The sequence below is a fragment of the Streptococcus mitis genome (genome assembly GCF_047464945.1).
GTDB classification, from domain to species: domain Bacteria; phylum Bacillota; class Bacilli; order Lactobacillales; family Streptococcaceae; genus Streptococcus; species Streptococcus mitis_EA.
This window is the reverse complement of sequence record NZ_JASHAX010000002.1, coordinates 26525-45729: the sequence shown is the minus strand read 5'-3', so window position 1 is coordinate 45729 and position 19205 is coordinate 26525. Positions and strand designations below refer to the sequence as shown.

The 19205-nt window shown below is 43.0% G+C and carries 24 protein-coding genes; 2 read left to right on the top strand and 22 right to left on the bottom strand.

From position 1 onward, the window contains the following. Window positions 1-7: 7 nt before the first annotated feature. The 19 genes from rsmB to QM424_RS02830 all read right to left on the bottom strand — a co-directional run bounded on the left by rsmB (window position 8) and on the right by QM424_RS02830 (window position 16082). On the bottom strand, window positions 8-1321 hold the full coding sequence (rsmB, locus tag QM424_RS02920; protein WP_203175979.1) for a 16S rRNA (cytosine(967)-C(5))-methyltransferase RsmB: 1314 nt from the start codon (window positions 1319-1321) through the stop codon (window positions 8-10). Then, complete coding sequence (gene fmt / locus QM424_RS02915) at window positions 1314-2249, bottom strand: methionyl-tRNA formyltransferase (RefSeq protein WP_261083237.1); 936 nt, start codon at window positions 2247-2249, stop codon at window positions 1314-1316. Before fmt ends, rsmB begins: the two co-directional genes overlap by 8 nt. 12 nt (window positions 2250-2261) lie before the next feature. Next, window positions 2262-4658, bottom strand: coding sequence for a primosomal protein N' (locus QM424_RS02910; protein ID WP_261018792.1), 2397 nt, complete (start codon window positions 4656-4658; stop codon window positions 2262-2264). 65 nt (window positions 4659-4723) lie between these two features. After that, entirely contained in the window at window positions 4724-5038 is a 315-nt protein-coding gene (gene rpoZ, locus QM424_RS02905; protein ID WP_004255434.1) for a DNA-directed RNA polymerase subunit omega, read from the bottom strand. A gap of 24 nt (window positions 5039-5062) precedes the next feature. Beyond that, a complete protein-coding gene (gmk, locus tag QM424_RS02900; protein ID WP_000775041.1) occupies window positions 5063-5689 on the bottom strand; it encodes a guanylate kinase in 627 nt (208 codons plus the stop codon). Between the two features lie 129 nt (window positions 5690-5818). Continuing rightward, window positions 5819-7432: a ribonuclease Y gene (locus QM424_RS02895; RefSeq protein WP_033678004.1), complete on the bottom strand. Its 1614-nt coding sequence runs from the start codon at window positions 7430-7432 to the stop codon at window positions 5819-5821. A gap of 211 nt (window positions 7433-7643) precedes the next feature. Next, a complete protein-coding gene (locus QM424_RS02890) occupies window positions 7644-7898 on the bottom strand; it encodes a Txe/YoeB family addiction module toxin (protein ID WP_000924731.1) in 255 nt (84 codons plus the stop codon). A gap of 3 nt (window positions 7899-7901) precedes the next feature. Continuing rightward, window positions 7902-8156: a type II toxin-antitoxin system Phd/YefM family antitoxin gene (locus QM424_RS02885; protein ID WP_180375037.1), complete on the bottom strand. Its 255-nt coding sequence runs from the start codon at window positions 8154-8156 to the stop codon at window positions 7902-7904. 131 nt (window positions 8157-8287) lie between these two features. Further along, window positions 8288-9385: a nucleotidyltransferase gene (locus QM424_RS02880; RefSeq protein WP_414392907.1), complete on the bottom strand. Its 1098-nt coding sequence runs from the start codon at window positions 9383-9385 to the stop codon at window positions 8288-8290. A gap of 9 nt (window positions 9386-9394) precedes the next feature. Beyond that, window positions 9395-10135 (bottom strand): class I SAM-dependent DNA methyltransferase, encoded by a 741-nt coding sequence (locus tag QM424_RS02875; RefSeq protein WP_261097821.1) that lies wholly within the window; start codon window positions 10133-10135, stop codon window positions 9395-9397. Window positions 10136-10243: 108 nt separating this feature from the next. After that, complete coding sequence (rsfS, locus tag QM424_RS02870) at window positions 10244-10597, bottom strand: ribosome silencing factor (protein ID WP_119920127.1); 354 nt, start codon at window positions 10595-10597, stop codon at window positions 10244-10246. A gap of 11 nt (window positions 10598-10608) precedes the next feature. Continuing rightward, entirely contained in the window at window positions 10609-11109 is a 501-nt protein-coding gene (locus QM424_RS02865) for a cysteine hydrolase family protein (RefSeq protein WP_261097694.1), read from the bottom strand. Continuing rightward, window positions 11110-11703: a bis(5'-nucleosyl)-tetraphosphatase (symmetrical) YqeK gene (gene yqeK / locus QM424_RS02860; protein WP_414392906.1), complete on the bottom strand. Its 594-nt coding sequence runs from the start codon at window positions 11701-11703 to the stop codon at window positions 11110-11112. Next, window positions 11703-12332, bottom strand: a complete 630-nt coding sequence (locus QM424_RS02855) for a nicotinate-nucleotide adenylyltransferase (RefSeq protein ID WP_414392905.1) — start codon at window positions 12330-12332, stop codon at window positions 11703-11705. Before QM424_RS02855 ends, yqeK begins: the two co-directional genes overlap by 1 nt. A gap of 51 nt (window positions 12333-12383) precedes the next feature. After that, window positions 12384-12695 (bottom strand): ribosome assembly RNA-binding protein YhbY, encoded by a 312-nt coding sequence (yhbY, locus tag QM424_RS02850; protein WP_000060169.1) that lies wholly within the window; start codon window positions 12693-12695, stop codon window positions 12384-12386. Between the two features lie 210 nt (window positions 12696-12905). Beyond that, window positions 12906-14012 carry a ribosome biogenesis GTPase YqeH gene (gene yqeH, locus QM424_RS02845; protein WP_414392904.1) on the bottom strand — a complete coding sequence of 369 codons (1107 nt, stop codon included), beginning with the start codon at window positions 14010-14012 and terminating at the stop codon, window positions 12906-12908. 2 nt (window positions 14013-14014) lie between these two features. Further along, window positions 14015-14542 (bottom strand): YqeG family HAD IIIA-type phosphatase, encoded by a 528-nt coding sequence (locus tag QM424_RS02840; RefSeq protein WP_261070525.1) that lies wholly within the window; start codon window positions 14540-14542, stop codon window positions 14015-14017. 16 nt (window positions 14543-14558) lie between these two features. Continuing rightward, window positions 14559-15464, bottom strand: coding sequence for a magnesium transporter CorA family protein (locus tag QM424_RS02835; protein ID WP_023943579.1), 906 nt, complete (start codon window positions 15462-15464; stop codon window positions 14559-14561). Between the two features lie 51 nt (window positions 15465-15515). Beyond that, window positions 15516-16082: a mechanosensitive ion channel family protein gene (locus QM424_RS02830; protein ID WP_001154854.1), complete on the bottom strand. Its 567-nt coding sequence runs from the start codon at window positions 16080-16082 to the stop codon at window positions 15516-15518. Window positions 16083-16233: 151 nt separating this feature from the next. Here QM424_RS02830 and sstT point away from each other — a divergent pair, with 151 nt between their 5' ends. Together sstT and QM424_RS02820 are read left to right on the top strand one after the other, a co-directional pair. Continuing rightward, window positions 16234-17439, top strand: coding sequence for a serine/threonine transporter SstT (gene sstT / locus QM424_RS02825; protein WP_049524484.1), 1206 nt, complete (start codon window positions 16234-16236; stop codon window positions 17437-17439). 66 nt (window positions 17440-17505) lie between these two features. Continuing rightward, entirely contained in the window at window positions 17506-18456 is a 951-nt protein-coding gene (locus QM424_RS02820; RefSeq protein WP_414392903.1) for an aromatic acid exporter family protein, read from the top strand. 26 nt (window positions 18457-18482) lie between these two features. Here QM424_RS02820 and QM424_RS02815 read toward each other — a convergent pair whose 3' ends face one another. From QM424_RS02815 to asp4, 3 genes are read right to left on the bottom strand one after another with little or no spacing between them, the layout of a single operon-like run. Further along, window positions 18483-18737, bottom strand: coding sequence for a hypothetical protein (locus QM424_RS02815; RefSeq protein WP_414392902.1), 255 nt, complete (start codon window positions 18735-18737; stop codon window positions 18483-18485). A gap of 59 nt (window positions 18738-18796) precedes the next feature. Continuing rightward, window positions 18797-19021 carry an accessory Sec system protein Asp5 gene (gene asp5 / locus QM424_RS02810; protein WP_000569970.1) on the bottom strand — a complete coding sequence of 75 codons (225 nt, stop codon included), beginning with the start codon at window positions 19019-19021 and terminating at the stop codon, window positions 18797-18799. Between the two features lie 4 nt (window positions 19022-19025). Beyond that, on the bottom strand, window positions 19026-19205 hold the full coding sequence (gene asp4, locus QM424_RS02805) for an accessory Sec system protein Asp4 (protein ID WP_001287962.1): 180 nt from the start codon (window positions 19203-19205) through the stop codon (window positions 19026-19028).

Here is a 19205-nt window from a genome sequence, read left to right as displayed (position 1 = left end):
TTCCTTCCTAATCCGATATCTTGCGAAATTGACTGATGAAGAATCCATCACTTCCATACAATTCAGGTGTAATGAGGATACAGCCGTCTTTCATGATATCCTTACATTCATGTTCTAGTCTTACCTGCTCGAACTCAGGATGACTTTCTAAAAACGCCTCAACGACTTGAAAATTCTCCTCTGAGACAATAGTACAGGTACTATAAGTTATTATACCACCTTTGCGTAGTGTTTGACAAACACTACCTAATATTTCTAGCTGAATTTCCTGCAAGGACGCGAAATCTGCCGTTTCTTTATTGTATTTGATATCTGGTTTTCGGCGCAAAAGACCGATTCCTGAACAGGGAGCATCCACCAAAATCTTATCAAAAGAATCCTGACCAAAAAACTCATGCACCTTTCTGGCGTCCAATTTTTGGGTTTGGACACGGTTTGCTACACCTAAACGCTCTGCATTTTCTTGGATCAAGCTCAGCTTATGGTCATACAAATCTAGAGCAGTAACCTGACCTGTCGTGAGATAAGAGGCTATATGGGCTGTTTTCCCACCTGGAGCCGCACAAGCATCAAGCACTCGCTCATCTCCCTGCAAATTCAAAGTTGGCGCAACCAATTGACTGGACTCGTCTTGGATGGTAATCGCTCCATCTGCAAACAAATCATGGCCTGCAAAATGCCCCTGCTCCTTAACAAGACCAGAAGGAGACAAGGATGAATCACTGGCCTCCAACAAGGTTTGGATTTCCTCTTTTCGGCTTAAATCAGTCACACGAATACTGGCCTTGTTGCGCACCAAAAGACTTTCAAAAATAGCTTGCGCTCGCTCTTCGCCGTATTCTTCTTTGAGCTTGGCAACTAGCCAAACTGGAAGAGAATAGGCTATGGAATCACGCTTGTTTTTACGTTTGATGCTAGTAATATCTGGCCAGCCTTCACGCAAGATACGGCGAAGGACAGCGTTGACCAATTTTTCACTGCCTTTTTTACGGACTTTGGCCAATTCTACTGCTTCATTGACCACAGCATGGTCTGGAATCTTGTCCAAATAGCGGAGCTGGTAAGCACTCATGAGAAGAAGGATATAAAGCCAACTATCTAACTGATCTCTGTCTTCGATAAAGTGGGATAGATACCATTCTAAGGTGAGTTTGCGGGCTACTGTTCCGTAGACAATCTCTGTCACCAAGCCCTTGTCTGCTGCCGAAAGTTGACTTCCCTTGAGATGCTTATTTAAGGCAATATTTGAGTATGCTTGATTGACAAAAACATCCTCTAGCACTGCTAGGGTTAAACTTCTAGCCGTTTCTACTTTAGTCACCAAATCGTTCTCCTACAGTCAATGTACGTCCAACTCCGTTGAGGAAGGAAGCAATGTCCATCTTAGGCTTACCAGCAGGCTGAACTTGTTTGAGAGACAAAGCTCCTTCAGCTGTTGCGACAATCAATTCTTTCTTGCCGATAGAGAGAATCTCTCCTGGATTTCCCTGACCATCTACTGGTAGGGCTTCATAAATCTTAAAGCGGTCGCCCTTAAGGAAAGTATGGGCAACAGGCCACGGGTTCATTCCACGGATTTGGTTAAAGAGTTGACGATTGGTTTTGTTCCAGTCCAGTTTTTCTTCCTCTGGCTTGATATTTGGCGAGAAAGTGACCTGACTTGGATCCTGCGCTTCAGGTTTGATATCACCAGCAATATAGGCAGGCAAAGTATCCAAAAGCAAATCACGACCAACTAGCGCCAATTTCTCAAACAAGGTGCCGACATTGTCCTCATCCGTAATCGGAATACTACGACGGGAAATCATATCCCCTGCATCCATTTCCTTAACCATTTCCATAATGGTCACACCAGCTTCCTCATCCCCTTGAATCAAGGCATAATGGATTGGCGCTCCACCACGATGTTTAGGAAGAAGAGAAGCGTGAACATTGATCGCAAAGTCCATGCTATCAAGGAGTTTACTTGGAAGAAACTGCCCAAATGCAGCAGTCACAATTCCATCCGCTCCTAGCTGCATAATAGTTCCCATCTCTGGACTTCCAGATAGTTTTTCAGGTTGGTAGATAGGAAGTCCTGCCTCTTTGGCGGCCTTCTTGACTGGGGTTTCTTGGATGACTTTTTTACGGCCTACAGCACGGTCTGGCTGGGTTACAACAGCTAGAATTTCGTAACGGTCATCTGTCAAAAGTCCTTTTAAGACTGTTGCTGAAAAGTCGGGGGTCCCCATAAAGATTAGTTTTGTCATATCTTCTCCTTCTTATAAAAATTGCTGTGGCTCATGGTCAATGCTGAGACGGAGCTCACTATTTTCTCGTTCTTGAGTCAGTGCCAAGACCTGGTTGAGGGTCGGACCAAGCTCATCTTCTAAACGGTATTTAATTAAAATCTGGTAATGATAAAGGTTGTGGGTACGAGCAATAGGCTTGGGTGTTGGCCCTAGAATGTTACTGGTTTCAGACAAACCTGACCGCAAAACGCTCATAACTTCATAGGCACGTTTGACCACCTCTTCTTCTTTCTTATGAGAGAGGGTAATGCCAATCGTGAAATAGTAAGGTGGATAACCAAGTTGGCGTCTGATACCCATTTCATAGGCATAAAAGCCTTCGTAGTCTTGGTCTTTTGCAAATCGAATAGCGTAGTGCTGAGGATTGTAAGACTGAATCAAGACCTGCCCAGCTTTTTCAGCCCGACCTGCTCGACCTGCCACCTGAGTCAAGAGCTGGAAGGTTCTCTCAGAAGAACGGAAATCAGGCAGATTCAAAGCTGTATCCGCATTAAGAACTCCGACTAGGGTTACATTGGGAAAATCCAATCCCTTGGCAATCATTTGAGTTCCCAGCAAGATATCTGCTTCTCCTCGTCCAAACTGATCAAGAAGAGCTTGGTGACTGCCTTTCTTGCGGGTCGTATCCACATCCATCCGCAGAATGCGGGCTTGAGGAAAGAGTTCTGCTAGCTCATCATAAGCTTTTTGAGTCCCTGTTCCATAGTAACGAATACTGCGACTCTTACAGTTAGGACAGACCTGAGGAATGTCCTTAGAAAACCCACAATAATGGCAGTTCATGGTCTTGGTATCCATGTGCAAGGTCAGAGAAATGTCACAGTTGGGACAAGTATCCACCGTCCCACATTCCCGACACATGACAAAGCTAGAATAACCACGGCGATTGAGCATGAGAACCACCTGCTCTTTTTTAGCCAGACGGTCTTGGATAGCTTCTAGCAAAGGCGGTGTAAAGTTTGACGTCTCATTTTGTCCGATATAGTCCCGAAAATCAATCACTTGAACCTCAGGAATGGTGGCTAAAGGATTAGCTCGTTGGGTCAGACATAAGTGCTGATAGACGCCTTTTCCAGCCCGCGCACGGCTTTCCAGACTTGGTGTCGCTGAACCAAGGACCAAGGCCGCTTGATTATACTGAGCCCGTAAAATAGCTACCTCTCTGGCATGATAACGGGGATTGCTGTCCTGCTTATAAGTCGCTTCATGCTCCTCATCGATAATCATAACACCTAGATTTTTTAGAGGAGCAAAGATGGCCGATCTGGCGCCAACAACAACTTGGGCATCGCCACGTTCTACCTTGCGCCATTCATCATACTTTTCACCATTGGATAAGCCTGAGTGAAGAATGGCAACCTTGTCCCCAAAACGAGCGATAAAACGCTCCGTCATCTGAGGGGTCAAGGAAATCTCAGGCACCAGCAAAATAGCTGTCTTGCCCTTATCCAAGGCACCTTGGATAATCTGCAAGTAAACCTCAGTCTTCCCACTTCCTGTAATCCCTTGAAGGAGGAAGGGAGGTTGGTGACTGCCAATCGCACTGACAACCGCATCACGCGCCTGTCTTTGTTCTGGATTCAACTCCAAAGGTCGACTTGCTTCAATGCCTTCAAAATAAGCAGCTGAGCGTTGAACTTCCTTTTGAACTATAGTAATAGCTCCTTGTTCCACAAAGAAGTTGACTTGCTCTCGCGAGTAGGACTCTAACAAACTAGCCAAGGAAGCACTCTCCGGATGAGACAGCAAATAGTCTCTCAATTCCAACTTTTTCTTGGCGCGTGCAGAAATCTCGACATCTTCTAACTGAGCAAGATTCACCTCATACCAGGACTGAGTCTTGACCTTCTTTTGGTCAATCGCCTGATATTCAAGACCAAGCAACCCTTTCCTTGTCAAACGCATCATTTCAGCTTGCTTAGCTAAATCTAAAGAAGAAAAGGCTAGTGAATCCTCTGAACCAAACAAGCGCTCTCGGTCTTCCTGACTCAAACCTTCCAGAGGATAGAGAATCTTGTCATAGCTGGAATTTAGAAATCCCGGTAGCATCGCCTTGAGGATGGAAATTTTGTAGGAGAAGACAGATTTGCGGAGCTCCTCAGCCAGCCAGAGTTGTTCTTGCGTGAGAACAGGAGAAAAATCCAGCACCTCGGCAATATCTTTTAAATCTTGCTCCATCTCTTCTTCATCTGATTGGGACTCCAAACCAAGAACAATCCCTTGAATCAGGCGATTCCCCTTACCAAAGGGCACATGAACTCGCATCCCAACCTCCAGCATTCCCAGAAATTCCTCCGGAATCCTATAACTATAGGGCTGGTCTGTCTGCATCAAGGGTACATCTACGATAATCTTTGCTATAGCCATCTTCTCACCTCCTCCTTATCAGTACATTCTTGCAATAGAAAAAATAAGATTGAGTCCCCCCAACCTTAAATTTTTTCACCATCTTCTTTTTCTTTAGCGATTTGCTCTTTGATTTTCTTTTCTTCTTCTTCTTTGCGGCGTTTTTCTTCTTCGATACGGCGACGCACTGCTTCACGTTTTCCTTCTGGATCTGGGTGAATTGTTACGTTTCCTGATTCGATTTCTTCTAAAGCGCGAAGAGTTGATTTTTCAGACTTGAAACCTTGACATGCTGGCGCACCTGCTTCCAATTCATGGGCACGTTTTGCTTCCAAGATTACGAGTGAATATTTTGAAGGAACCTTGTCAAGCAAGGTATCAATAGAGGGTTTTAACATCATTTGCTTGTACCTATTTTCTAAATTTTATCGGGTAGTTGGAGATTTTGGTAACATCTCCTGATAGTGACCAATGACACGATCCACACGGAAGTGCTCTGCTTCGATAACACGTTTGACACGCTCAGCAGCTAGGGGCACCTGATCGTTGACAATCGCATAATCATACTCACGCATGAGGGCAATTTCTTCCTTGGCTTTTTCGATTCGTTGGGCAATCACTTCTGCACTGTCTGTTCCACGACCTACCAAACGATCTTGCAATTCATCCAAATCTGGTGGTGTCAGAAAGATAAAGACAGCATCTGGAACCTTTTTCTTGACCTGAAGAGCACCTTGAACTTCAATTTCAAGGAAAACATCGATTCCCTTGTCCAAGGTTTCATTGACATAGGTCAGAGGAGTTCCATAGTAGTTGCCGACATATTCTGCGTATTCCAACATCTGTCCTTGACGAATCAGCTCTTCAAACTCTTCACGAGTACGGAAGAAATAGTCAACACCGTCCACTTCTCCAGGACGTTGTGCGCGTGTCGTCATCGATACAGAGTATTGAAATTGGTTTTCAGAACTCTCAAAAATCTCTCTTCTAACCGTTCCTTTTCCAACCCCTGAAGGACCAGAAAAAACGATTAGTAAGCCTCGGTCTGCCATTGTGTCTCCTTTTAGTCAGTCTGTGAAATAACATTTCTCTAGAATAATGGCAAAAAGCCATATTATCCGTTACAGTCTTTCTATCTAGTGTAACAAAAAAGCAGTAATTTTTCAACTGCTCTTTCTTATTTATTTAGCATAATCTACTGCACGAAGCTCGCGAATCACGGTTACCTTGATATTTCCTGGGTAATCGAGATTGTTTTCAATTTTCTCACGAACTTTGTGAGCCAAGATTGTGACTTTGTCGTCCTTGATTTGTCCTGGATTGACCATGATACGAATTTCACGTCCTGCTTGAAGGGCAAAGCTAGTTTGTACTCCTTCAAAGCCATTCGCAATTTCTTCCAAATCATGGAGACGCTTGATGTAGCTTTCAAGAGACTCACTACGAGCACCTGGACGGGCCGCACTCAAGGCATCTGCTGCAGCAACGATCACTGCAATGACGCTTTCGGCTTCAACATCACCGTGGTGACTAGCAATCGTATTCACCACAACTGGATGTTCCTTGTACTTACGGGCCAATTCCATACCGATTTCAACGTGGCTACCTTCAACCTCGCGGTCAATGGCTTTCCCGATATCATGAAGGAATCCAGCACGACGGGCAAGAGCCGCGTTTTCGCCAAGCTCACTAGCCATAATACCAGCCAACTTAGCAACTTCAATCGAATGGCGCAAAACATTTTGTCCATAAGAAGTACGGAACTGCAAACGTCCCATAATCTTCATCAAGTCTGGATGAAGGTTTGGCGCACCAATCTCATAGGCAGCAGCCTCACCGTATTCACGAATTTTATTGTCAATCTCCTGACGGTTTTTCTCAACCAACTCTTCGATACGAGCTGGGTGGATACGACCATCTTTGAGCAACATTTCCATAGTCATTCGGGCAATCTCACGACGAATCGGGTCAAATCCTGACAAGGTCACTACTTCTGGTGTATCGTCGATAATCACATCGACCCCTGTCAAACTTTCAAAGGTACGAATGTTACGACCTTCACGACCAATAATGCGTCCCTTCATGGTATCATCTGGCAGATGAACTGTTGAGTTTGTTGACTCTGCTACATATTCACCAGCGATACGTTGCATAGCTTGAACCAGGATGTCCTTGGCCATTTTATCAGAACGTTCCTTGACCTCTTGCTCAGCTTCACGAATACGGCTGGCAATCTCCTTGGTCAAGTTTTCCTCTGTCTGTGCCAAGATAATATCTCGTGCTTCTGCTTGAGACAGGGCACCAATACGCTCTAGTTCTGCTTCTTTTTGTCTTTCGACTTCCTCTAATTGCTCTTCACGCGCATCAAGGTTTTTCGCTCTATCAGAAATACTTTGCTCTTTTTGTTCAAGTGTTTGTTCTTTACTCGTCAAATTGTCGTCCTTACGGTCGAGGCTAGTAGCTCTCTCTGTCAAACGACTTTCGATTTGTTTGAGTTCTTGACGTTCTGATTTGAATTCAGCGTCCACTTCTTCACGGTATTTTCTGGCTTCTTCTTTGGCCTCCAATAGTGCTTCTTTTTTAAGAGACTTGCTTTCACGCTTGGCTTCATTAACAAGTAAATCTGCTTCACGCTCAGCTTGTCCACGTAAATTAGTTGCTTCTTGTTCAGCATTTAAAAGCATCAACTCTGCAGCTTCCTGAGATGATTTCATCTTGGCTGAGATGCTGACATATCCAATGACTAAACCAATGATGACGGCAAAAACAGCAATCGCAATCGACATGATTTCCATGTTTTTACCTCATTTAATTTTTATTATGAATGACATACATTCTTTAACATTTTACCATAAAAAAGTGATTTTCACAAACCTAAAATAGAATATGTTTTGGGGAATTTAGCGTGAATTTGGAGTTTAACTCCCTGAATTTATTTGGATAATCTTTATTACTGAGAATCCGTAACGTCAGTAAAAATTTAAAAAAGCCCATCTTTCAGTAGACTTAGTAATGATCTTTAAAGGACAAGAAAGCCACGCTATCTCCATCCATCATATAAATCAAGCGATTTTCTGCGTCGATACGACGTGACCAGACTCCTTGGTAGTCATACTTGAGTGGTTCTGGCTTACCTATTCCTGTAAAGGGATCACGTTGAATATCCTTGATTAGTTTATTGATTCTTTTCAACGTTTTCTTGTCCTGAGTTTGCCAGTAGCAATAATCTGCCCAGGCATCTTCTGTAAACTTGAGCAGCATTCCTCACTCCTCAATAACATGGACTTGAGTGCTTCCAGCACGGACTTGAGCCATTCCTCGCAAAACCTTGTCTGATAACTCCTTATTTTGAGCGATTCTCAGAGTTTCTTGAATACTATCCCACTCGCTCTTTGAAAGAACTACAATGTCCTCGTTTGGATTTTTATTGACCACCGTCAAAGGCTCAAATTCATCATTTACCTTTTTCATGTAGTCTTTTAAATGATTTCGGAATGTTGAGTAAAGAACTGCTTCCATAACCATACCTCGTTTTACCTCTTTTCCACTATTATACACGAAAATAAAGAAATTGTCAGGAACTTGTACAAGATTTTCTTTTCTATCTATTTATTCGTAAAAAATCTCAAAAAGTCCACCTTTCAGTAGACTTAGTTTGTTTCTATTCTAATCGGCACTCCTCCAAAATTCTGCTCTGCTATACTTGAATTTCCCAGTTGGTAAATCTGGTCTGCCTTTTGAGTCATGGCATCCCAGGGTTCTTTACCAATTCGGCTGACTAGATTGACCTGCCCTTTCAGAGACTTGAGATGTTGTCTGCCTTTTTCGGTAAAGCCAAGGACATGGATGCCTTCTGGCAAGTCACTTTCTCTAACTTGAACCAAAATATAGGTCAAAAGGCGTCTGACACGCGCCTTGGTGTAACGCTTGGTCGCAACCACCTCAACCAAGTCTTCCACAGATTGGGCTATCTTGATAGCATCCTTGATGCGCACAGCCATTTCTTGATTGACCTGATAGATAGTGTTTAGGTCTGGATTTGACAAGATTTGATAGCGGAGCAAGGGAAAATAGTCGTCCCAACTCACCTTATTAGCATTTTCAAAGAGGTCAACCGAAGGCATAAAACGTTCTAAGAAATTTTTGTCCCTTTGGTGCTGACGAAGGGCTGTCGCCGAAGCAAAGTCCACATCCTTATCCACAGAATGATAGCCAGCCCCCTGACGCTGAATCGGATGCAGCTTGATGTTTCGTCCAGCAACCGCCTTGGCATAGGCCAGAGCAAGGACATGGTTGGGCGTATTGCCAGAAAAATCAAGACCAGCAAATTCCTTCCACATGACCTGAGTTTTCTGAGGATAAGAGAGAGAGTCAGGCAGATTTTCCACAAATTTCTCCATCTTAGTAGCCTGCTCTGTATATAAGTCAGCGATTTTCTGGTAATCTAGAACTTTCTCCGTCCCAAAAACTAGACTATCAATGCCCAAGCGTGTCAAGATATCCACAGCTCCTTGACCGAAGAAATCCGCCGCCTGAACACTGACTAAAAAGGGCAATTCTACTACCAAATCTGCGCCATTTTCCAGTGCCATCTGGGCCCGTGTCCACTTATCCACAATTGCAGGCTCTCCTCGTTGCATGAAATTCCCTGACATAGCCACGATTTTCAGCCCCTCAACCTGATCCAGCAGGTATTTGTGTCCATTATGAAAAGGATTAAACTCCGCGATAATACCCGTGATGGTCATGCTAATCTCCTACTTCTGCGCCACAAAAAACCAACGGGTACTGGTTTCTGTTGGCTCCTTGTCTTCAAAGTCTGCATAGAGCTTGAAGGACTTGAAACCAGCCTGTTCCAGCAAAATATCATAGGTCAAGACCTCATAGGTCCGCTCCTCATGCACTTCATCGTGACGACTAAAGGAACCGTCCGCTTCCTTGACAAAGAAAGTCAGCTCATGCACGATGGAGTGAGGAGCTTCGTCCTCATAGGTATCCCAGAGCATGGCAAAATCTTCCGCATTTTCGTGGTAAGAATAGCCTAGAAAAACCTTATCTGTCTGGTAGGTGGAATGCACATCAAAGATGAAAACTCCGTCTTCGTTGAGGACATTATACACTTCCTTAAAAACATCCCCTACTTCCACTTCATCCTGCATGTAACAGATTGAGTCCGAATAACACGTAACAAAGTCATATTGACCTGCCTTAGACAAATCCAGCATATTACCTTCAATGAAATCAATCTTTTGCTTAGCGGAAGTAGCTCTCTTCTCAGCAATCTTCAGCATATCCGCGCTCAAGTCAAGTCCAGTCACATCAAAACCAGCCTGAGAGAAGCGCACAGATTGAATTCCTGTCCCACAAGCCAATTCCAAGAGTTTCTTTCTCTCCTTAGTTTTTGGCAAATGACGCAGAGAAAAATCCGTCCATTTATCGTATAAACTATCATCCATCACAGCATCGTAAACAGCCGCAAAGGTTTCATAAGTTGCCATAATCATGATACCAAGAGCCTCAATGGCAAACACCACTCGCTCTTTACCTTTCCATCAATTTTCTAAAATAAGCAAAGAAACCCAGTTGACTACAACTGAGTTCATCTTCTAAGCAAGAGCTTCTGAAATATCTACTGAATTTGCCTCATGCCATAGTTTTTCTAGGTTATAGTGGGCACGCATTTCTTCTGAGAAGATATGTACAACGACAGCACCGAGGTCTAGCAAAACCCAGCCTCCCGCTGCATCACCTTCGACATGGCTGCCTTTAAAGCCTGCTTGAGCTACTTTTTCACGGATATTATCAGCGATAGCATCCAACTGACGGCTATTCATTGAACTAGTGATAACAAAGTAGTCAGTCACGCTAGTCAAATCTTGTACATCAAGTGCGAGGATATCCTCCGCACGTTTCTCATCAGCCGCTTTCACGACTAGTTCTAGTAATTCTTTTTCGTTCATTTAGTCCTCTTTTAAAAAATATTTTTATAATCTAGGACATCTGCAAAGCGATCCTCCCAAATGTCCTCATAAAATTCATTTATCGTTTCTGCTGGAATGTCATCCCCATCAAAGGTTGTGACAGCACCTTCTGGAATAATCAGCTTATAGCCATATTCAAAGGCAACCTTGACAGAGGTATCCACACAATATTCTGTCTGCATGCCACATAAAACTAATTTTTCAATCCCCTGTTTATCCAAGTATTCTTTTAAGCCAGTTTCTTTGAAAATACTATTATACTTCTTCTGAAAGACCTTTTCATCAGGTTTTCGATTTAAAAGCGCAGATAACTGACAATCTTCTGATGTTTGGGCTTCAGGATTCTCAATATGTTGAACATAGATAATTTCGATATTCTTACTTCTAGCATGGTTTTGTAAATAAGAAATTTTTTCCAATAGACTATTTGTCTGAAAACCGGTTTCCACTAAAATATTCTGAACATCAATGATTATAAAAGCCGTCTTCATTTAGTCCTCTTTCAAATAGTGCACAAAGGCGTTATAGGTTTCAAGGGTTTGGGGATAGATGGGGAATCTCTGATGAGCTAGATACTCCACGGTTCGAGCTGTCTCATAAGCTACTGCCTTATTAAGTGACAAACTTGCAATCTCACGCGCTACATCCACTCCAGGAAAGGCTCGATTATGCTCGATATAGTCTGCGACGTAGATGACTTTATCTAGGTATGTCATCTGGTCAGCACCGACTGTATGGATTTCAATAGCTCGCAGGATTTCCGGATCATGCAAATCCAAGTCTTCTTGAATCTTGTAGATGCCAACCATACCATGCCAGACATTATTGCCCCAGTTTTTGAGGTCAGGATCCAGTTGATAACGGTCAATCAAATTCAGAAATTCCTGATCTGACAGCTTTTTAGCATAGTCATGAAGAAGGCCTGCTAGACCCGCCTTCTCACCATCTACTCCAAATCTCTCTGCTAGTTCTATGGCTGCACGCTCCACACCCAAGCAGTGGGTTAAACGTTTTTCAGGTAGAAGCTCTGCCATTTTTTCCAACAAAGCCTCACGGGAGCAGTTGATATAGTCTTGATAGGCCATCAGTAGAGTCCCTCCTTCTCGATGTAGTCTAGCACCGGCTGAGGCAGGAGAAAGTTGGGTTTCCGACCTTGGGCAATAAAATCACGCACCATGCTGGATGAGATATCCATGAGAGGCACATCCACCCAGATAACGGGATAGGAAGTCCCTGCCTTGTAGCGTGGGCGTTGAACCCCCACAAACTGAACCATATCAACCAACTCATCAATTCGGTACCACTTAGGCAGATAGTCCACCATATCGGCACCGATGATAAAGTAATAATCCGTATCTGGATTCTTCTCTATCAAAATCTTCATGGTATCGTAGGTGTAGGAAATACCCTTGCGCTCCAATTCAATGGTTTCAATAGCTAGGCCCTCAATCCCCTCAATCGCCAACTCAAGCATCTTGAGACGATGGTGTTCAGAGATGGTTTCTTTTTTATCTACATGAGGTGGTTGGTATTCAGGCATGAGCAAGACCTGGTCCAGTCCCAACTGTTGCCGCACTTGGTCCGCAACAATGAGATGGGCATTGTGAACAGGGTTAAAATTCCCCCCTAGAATCCCGACTTGTTTGCGTTTTTTCTCCTTGATTTCTGGCTCCAACTCTACCTTGGTAAAGGGAGTCAATAATTCGATTGCCATAGGCTAGTCTCCTTTATTTCTCTGTAAGAACAGTTGTTTGGAGTAGTTTTTTTAGATTTCTTTGACTTTTTTAGAAATCTTGCGATTCTCTTTCTTGCTGGATTGTTTAAACAAAATCAAGATGCGTCCGATTTTTTGGACTGTATCGACGCCGATTTCTTCTTCCAAGATTTCAGCTACTTCGTGGATGTTTTCATCTGTGTTTTGCAAGAGAGTGACTTTAATCAATTCGCGGGCATCAAGAGCCTGACGGACGCTGGTTTTGATTTGGTCGTTGAGTCCATTTTTTCCGATTTGGATGATGGGTTTGAGGGTGTGTGCCTGGCTGTTGAGGAAGGCACGTTGTTTTGATGTTAATGACATAATTTCTTCCTTTTTTTGATAGTTGTTTTAGGTGGTGAGGGACGGTCGGAACTAATTTTTCAAAGATTTCATCTTTGAAAAATGGATTTCCTGACCTCACAATTGAGCCTAGGTCTCAATTGTGCCCCTTGCCAATCTACAGATTGGCAATCACACCACGGCAATAACTATCGATATATGAGCTCACTTTGTTCGCTCAGTGATTTTATTTTAAATAATTGCTTTTCGTGTGACGACGGCGACGCCTTCTGGTGCCCAGACGGCGACTTTGGCGGTGCCTGTTACGCGGATCCAGCCGAGTCCAGAGATGACTAGGTCTGTCTTTTCCTTGATGGTAAAGACATGTTGGACTAGTTTTGGAAAATCTTCTTTTTCCTTACTATTTGGTGGTGTCAGAAGGGTTCCTAGGTGCTTGTCGTAGAAATCACTAGCGCCTTCTAACTTGGTACGGTGGAGTTTGAGTTCATTGTCAAAGAAAGCAGTAAATCCTTGTTTTTCTCCCGATATAAAGTCAAAACGTCCGAGACCTCCTAAAAACAGGGTTTGTTCAGGATTGAGCTGATAGGTTTTAGGTTTGATTTCCTTTTTAGGGCTGACATACTTGAGATTTTTAGCAGTCAAGTAATGAGCCATCTGATGACGGTGGATGATTCCCGGCGTATCGTAGATATAAGATCCGTCGTCAAGCGGGATCTCAATCTTGTCCAAGGTCGTCCCTGAGAAGCGTGACGTCGTAATGACATTCTGGTCACCCGTGATTTCTTGGATAATAGCATTGATGAGGGTTGATTTTCCAACGTTGGTTACACCAACCACATAGACATCACGACCCTTACGGTAGTGTTCAATCTTGTCAATGACTTCCTTAATGGCATGTTTGTTTTGTGCTGAAGTTAGGACGACATCGACTGGACGAAGTCCTTCTTCGTGGGCACGTTCCATGAGCCACTGGCTAATCTTGCCTGGTTTAACTGACTTGGGCAGGATATCTTTTTTATTTCCAACTAAGAGGACATCATTGCCTGAGACAAAACGTGGCAAGCCTGGGATAACAGAGCCATTAAAATCAAAGATATCAATGACATTGACCACCAAGGCATCACTGTCTCCCACCTCGTGCAAGAGCTTGAGGAAATCATCGTCCGTCAACTGGACATCCGTGATTTCATTGTAGTGGCGGAGACGGAAACAGCGTTGACAATAGACTTCGCCAGTCTCCAAACCTTTTTCAAGTGCCGACTGGGGAGTAAAACCAAGACCAGCCTTGTCTGTCGTCTGAATGGTTGCTCCACAACCAATACAGAGAATTTCTTCCATAGTTAAATTCCTTTTTTATATGTAATCGGTCCGTACTTTTCAGTGATTTTTCGCATCACACGACGCTCACGAGCTCGGTTAATCTGCGTTTTGATCGAGTCATGTTGGACCAAGGGTTTGACTAAAATCGAGCGAATGCCTGCACGGTGGGCTGCTCGTATATCTGTCATGAGCTGGTCACCAACCATGACCACTTCGCTTTTCTCATAGTGGAATTCCTTCATGGCACGATCAATCCCAAATGTGAAGGGCTTCAGAGCCCAATAAACGTAATCAATTCCAAACTTCTCAACTGCTCGTTGGACGCGTTTCTTAGTGTTATTTGAGACCACGATAATGCGAATGCCCGCGTCCCGAAGATCATGTAGCCATTGCTTCATCTCTGGCGTCCCGTCAGGGTTGTTCCAAGCAATGAGGGTATTGTCCAAATCGACCAAAACAGCCTTGATTCCCTGCGCCTGCAGGCTTTGGACTGTCAAATCATAAACTGCTTCTACAGCAAAGTCTGGCATGTAGTTTTCAATCACCATTTTGGCTCCTTTTCTTTTATTTTCTAGTAATTTTCTTCAGCCATTGAGATAAGGCCACCCATAAAATCAAGCTAGTCATTAAGATATAAATCCAAGCATTTGGCTCTTCTGTAAATGGTAGAGGAACATTCATTCCGAAGAAACCTGTAATAACCGCAAGTACTGCTAGTAAGACGGAGATAATAGTCAAAATTGACAAACTATCATTCAAGTTATTGTTTAGGATGTTGTTGTAAGAAGCTGAGAGTTGTTGCAAGACTTGAGAAATCAAGTCTGTCATAGACACCAACTGATGGGCTTCAATCATGGCATCATCAAACTGCTCTCGTTCGACATCATTAAATCTCCGATAAAGAGCATGGCCCTGGATATGTTCCAAGAGGAGTCGATTTTGTTTTGCTGCTGCTGTCAAGTAAACCATACCAGTCTCCAAGTCAGAGAGGGCGAAGAGATTTTTCTTTGTTGTAGTTTGACGTAGCAAGGCACTAATTTCGTCCTTACTTTTATCCATCTCTTCAATGACAGGATAATAAGCGTTACTGATAATCTCTAAACCAGCAAAGAGAAACTTGTAAATAGAAAGCGACTCATGGCTATCCAGATAAGCTGACATCTGATCAATGACATAAGCATTCTTATGGTTGCTGATGGTAATCATTCGTTGTCTTTCGACGATAAAGGTCATCGGAATCGCTTCATAATATTCTTTGTCTTTTTCTAAATCAAGAACATTATAAATAAAGGTTACCGTCTCCGTTTCACGGTGATAATCCATGTGGGCACGCTCATTTCTATCCAGTGCGTACTCAATGGTTTCCTTGTCCAAACCGTAGATTTCAGAAAGGTCCTCTAGTTTTTTCAACTTGTCCAAATCTAGGTTAATCCAGGTACAACCATTGCCCAACTGTTTTTCTAAAAACATCTTCTCTCCTTTACCAAACTCTTTCTATTGTACCATAAATCTGCTAAAATTTCAGGCCTGGTCTGTCCGAGAGAAATTGCTGACAACAGTGATATTCCGATTGGGGACGAAGTGCAGAACCTGATCTTCTCCTCTGAGTTGTGTTGTTCGAATACCAACGCTGACAACCTTGCCCGATACAGTAATAGGACCATTTGTCAGAACAACCTCATCCCCCACATCCAGTTGACGTTCAAAGAGGATGAAAAAGCCATTGATAACATCAGACAGAAAACCTTGGGCTCCCATCCCAATAGCCACCCCAGCGATTCCAGCACCTGCCAGCAAACTAGAAACTGGCAAACCTAAAATCGACAAAATGCAGTAGAGTAAAAAGAAATAAAGGGTATAATTAAACACATTTTCTAACAGACGTGAGATGGTTTTCTGACGCCCGACATCATGACGAGACATTTTTAGAGAAGGTTTAACAATTCTCTGCACCATGGTATGGAGCAATTTCTTAGCTATATAAAAGAGTAAAAATAAGAATAAAAGAGAAAGTAACTTGGTTAAGATATTCTCGATAATCGCTGTAACATCAAGCTTATTGAGATAGGTTTGAATAAATTCTTGCATAGAAAACTCCTTTCATTTATTATACCATACTTTCATAAAGTGTCATTCTCCATAAATATTCAAAAATAATTTCAAAAATAGACAGAAAATTCTTGATTTTAGTTCATATTTATACTATAATCATAAACATTACACAACAAAGGAGATTGTTATGAAAAAATTTATTCATGCTTGGAATAAGGCAAGCCTAATCAAACGTATCCTGATTGGCATGCTTATTGGAGGAACCCTAGGACTGACACTTCCTAACATTTCAGGAATTGGCCTGCTCGGAGATCTCTTTGTTGGTGGCCTCAAAGCCATCGCACCGATTCTGGTCTTTGCCCTCGTTGCCAATGCCCTTTCCCAACATCAAAAGGGACAAGATAGCAATATGAAAACGGTTATCTTCCTTTACTTGGTGGGAACCTTTGCGGCTGCCCTTATCGCTGTACTAGCAAGTTTCATCGTACCTGTTGAAATTACACTAAATAGTGCTAATACCGATATTGCTCCACCAGATGGGATTGGACAGGTCCTAAGCAACCTCTTACTCAAACTGGTTGATAATCCAGTCAATGCCCTCATTACTGCTAACTACATCGGTATCCTATCTTGGGCAGTTGTTTTCGGGATTGCTATGAGAGAAGCCAGCAAAAATAGTAAAGAATTGCTGAAAACTATGGCTGATGTGACTTCTAAGATTGTCGAATGGATCATCAACCTAGCTCCATTTGGTATCCTTGGTCTTGTCTTCAAAACCATCTCTGATAAGGGAATCGGAAGCCTAGCCAACTACGGAATTTTGCTTGCCCTCTTGGTGACAACTATGTTCTTTGTGGCCTTAGTAGTCAATCCATTGATTGCCTTCCTCTTTATGAAGAGAAACCCTTATCCCCTCGTTTGGAAATGTTTACGTGTCAGTGGTGTGACAGCCTTCTTTACTCGTAGTTCTGCGGCTAACATACCCGTCAACATGAAACTTTGCCACGACCTTGGACTGGATCCAGATACCTACTCTGTTTCTATCCCCCTTGGTTCTACTATCAACATGGCCGGAGCAGCGATTACCATTAATATTTTGACCCTTGCTGCAGTTAACACTCTTGGAATCCCTGTTGACTTTGCGACAGCCTTTGTCCTCAGTGTAGTAGCAGCTATTTCAGCCTGTGGTGCTTCTGGTATCGCTGGTGGTTCCCTCCTTCTTATCCCAGTTGCTTGTAGCCTTTTCGGTATTTCTAACGATATTGCCATGCAAGTTGTTGGGGTTGGATTTGTGATTGGTGTCATCCAAGACTCATGTGAAACAGCCCTTAACTCTTCTACAGATGTCCTCTTTACCGCCGTTGCCGAATACGCAGCAGCCCGTAAAAAATAACTCATAAAGGCAAGCCTCTCAGGTCTTGTCTTTTACGCTTTTATTCTAACTTATTAGGAAATTCTTATGTCTATTAGCCAACGTACGGCCAAGCTCATCTTAGCTACCTGTCTTGCCTGCCTTCTTGCTTATTTTCTCAATCTATCCTCAGCTGTCTCGGCTGGAATCATCGCCCTCTTGAGCCTATCTGATACACGTAGAAGTACTTTAAAACTGGCCCGCAATCGGCTCTTTTCCATGCTTCTGGCTCTGGTTATCGGGGGTTTGGCTTTTCACTTGAGCGGATTTCATATCTGGAGCCTTGGCCTCTATCTGGCTCTTTATGTTCCCCTAGCCTACAAGATGGGCTGGGAAATTGGCATCACACCAAGCACTGTTTTGGTTAGCCACCTCTTGATTCAAGAGTCAACCTCTCCAGACCTCCTAGTCAACGAATTCCTTCTCTTTGCAATCGGTACTGGATTTGCTTTGCTGGTCAATCTCTACATGCCTTCACGAGAAGAGGAAATTCATCACTACCACACATTGGTAGAAGAAAAGTTAAAAGATATTCTCCAGCGCTTCAAATATTATTTATCCAGAGGGGATGGACGCAACCGAGCACAGTTGGTTGAAGAATTGGACACCCTTTTGGAAGAAGCCCTCAGACTGGTCTATTTGGATCACTCAGACCACCTCTTTCACCAGACTGATTACCACATTCACTACTTTGAGATGAGACAGCGGCAAAGTCGCATCCTGCGAAACATGGCCCAGCAAATCAACACCTGTCACCTAGCTGCCAGCGAGAGCCTGATTTTAGCGCAACTCTTTTCAAAAATTGCAGGCCAACTGAGCCAGACCAATCCTGCTTCTGATTTGCTAGATGAAATTGAACGTTATCTGGAAGTCTTCCGTAATCGCAGTCTGCCAAAGACAAGAGAAGAATTTGAAACCCGTGCCACCCTTCTTCAACTCCTACGCGAAGCCAAAACCTTCATCCAAGTAAAAGTTGATTTTTACCAAAAATATGGATAGTAATACCCTTCGAAAATCTCTTCAAACTACGTCAGCTTCACCTTGCTATAGGTATGGTTACTGACTTCGTCAGTCTTATCTACAACCTCAAAACAGTGTTTTGAGCTGACTTCGTCACTTCTATCCACAACCTCAAAACGATGTTTTGAGCTGACTTCGTCACTTCTATCCACAACCTCAAAACGGTGTTTTGAGCTGACTTCGTCACTTCTATCCACAACCTCAAAACGGTGTTTTGAGCAACCTGCGGCTAGTTTCCTAGTTTGCTCTTTGATTTTCATTAAGTATAAAAAATAAAACTTCAGACCAATCACAAAAGGTGAATATCTGAAGTTTTCTTTTATTTGTAAGTTATCACCATAAAGGTTAATAGTAGAACAAATAAAGCCAAACTCACTAATAAGGTGAGCACCTTTACCAAGGTGTTGCTCTGCCAGTAGCTTGGTTTACCAATATTACTGGTGGCATCCATAGAGAATAATTGATTTTGACGGGGTTGTATAGTTACCAATACAATCAAAGCAAGAGATAGGATAATAGCTAAAACAATTAGTATTTCAATCATAGACCTACCTCAAAATTCCCAGCAAAGTAAAGAGCAAACCAATCAGAATCATCAAACCCAGTAAGAGTGAAAAAGTCTTACTAATCTTTTCCCCTCGGGTTTCTTTTTCCTTCTTGATGGGTTTTTGTTTCAACTCTTCCATGCGACCTTCAACGTCTTTGTAAAATAAATCTTCCTCTGACAT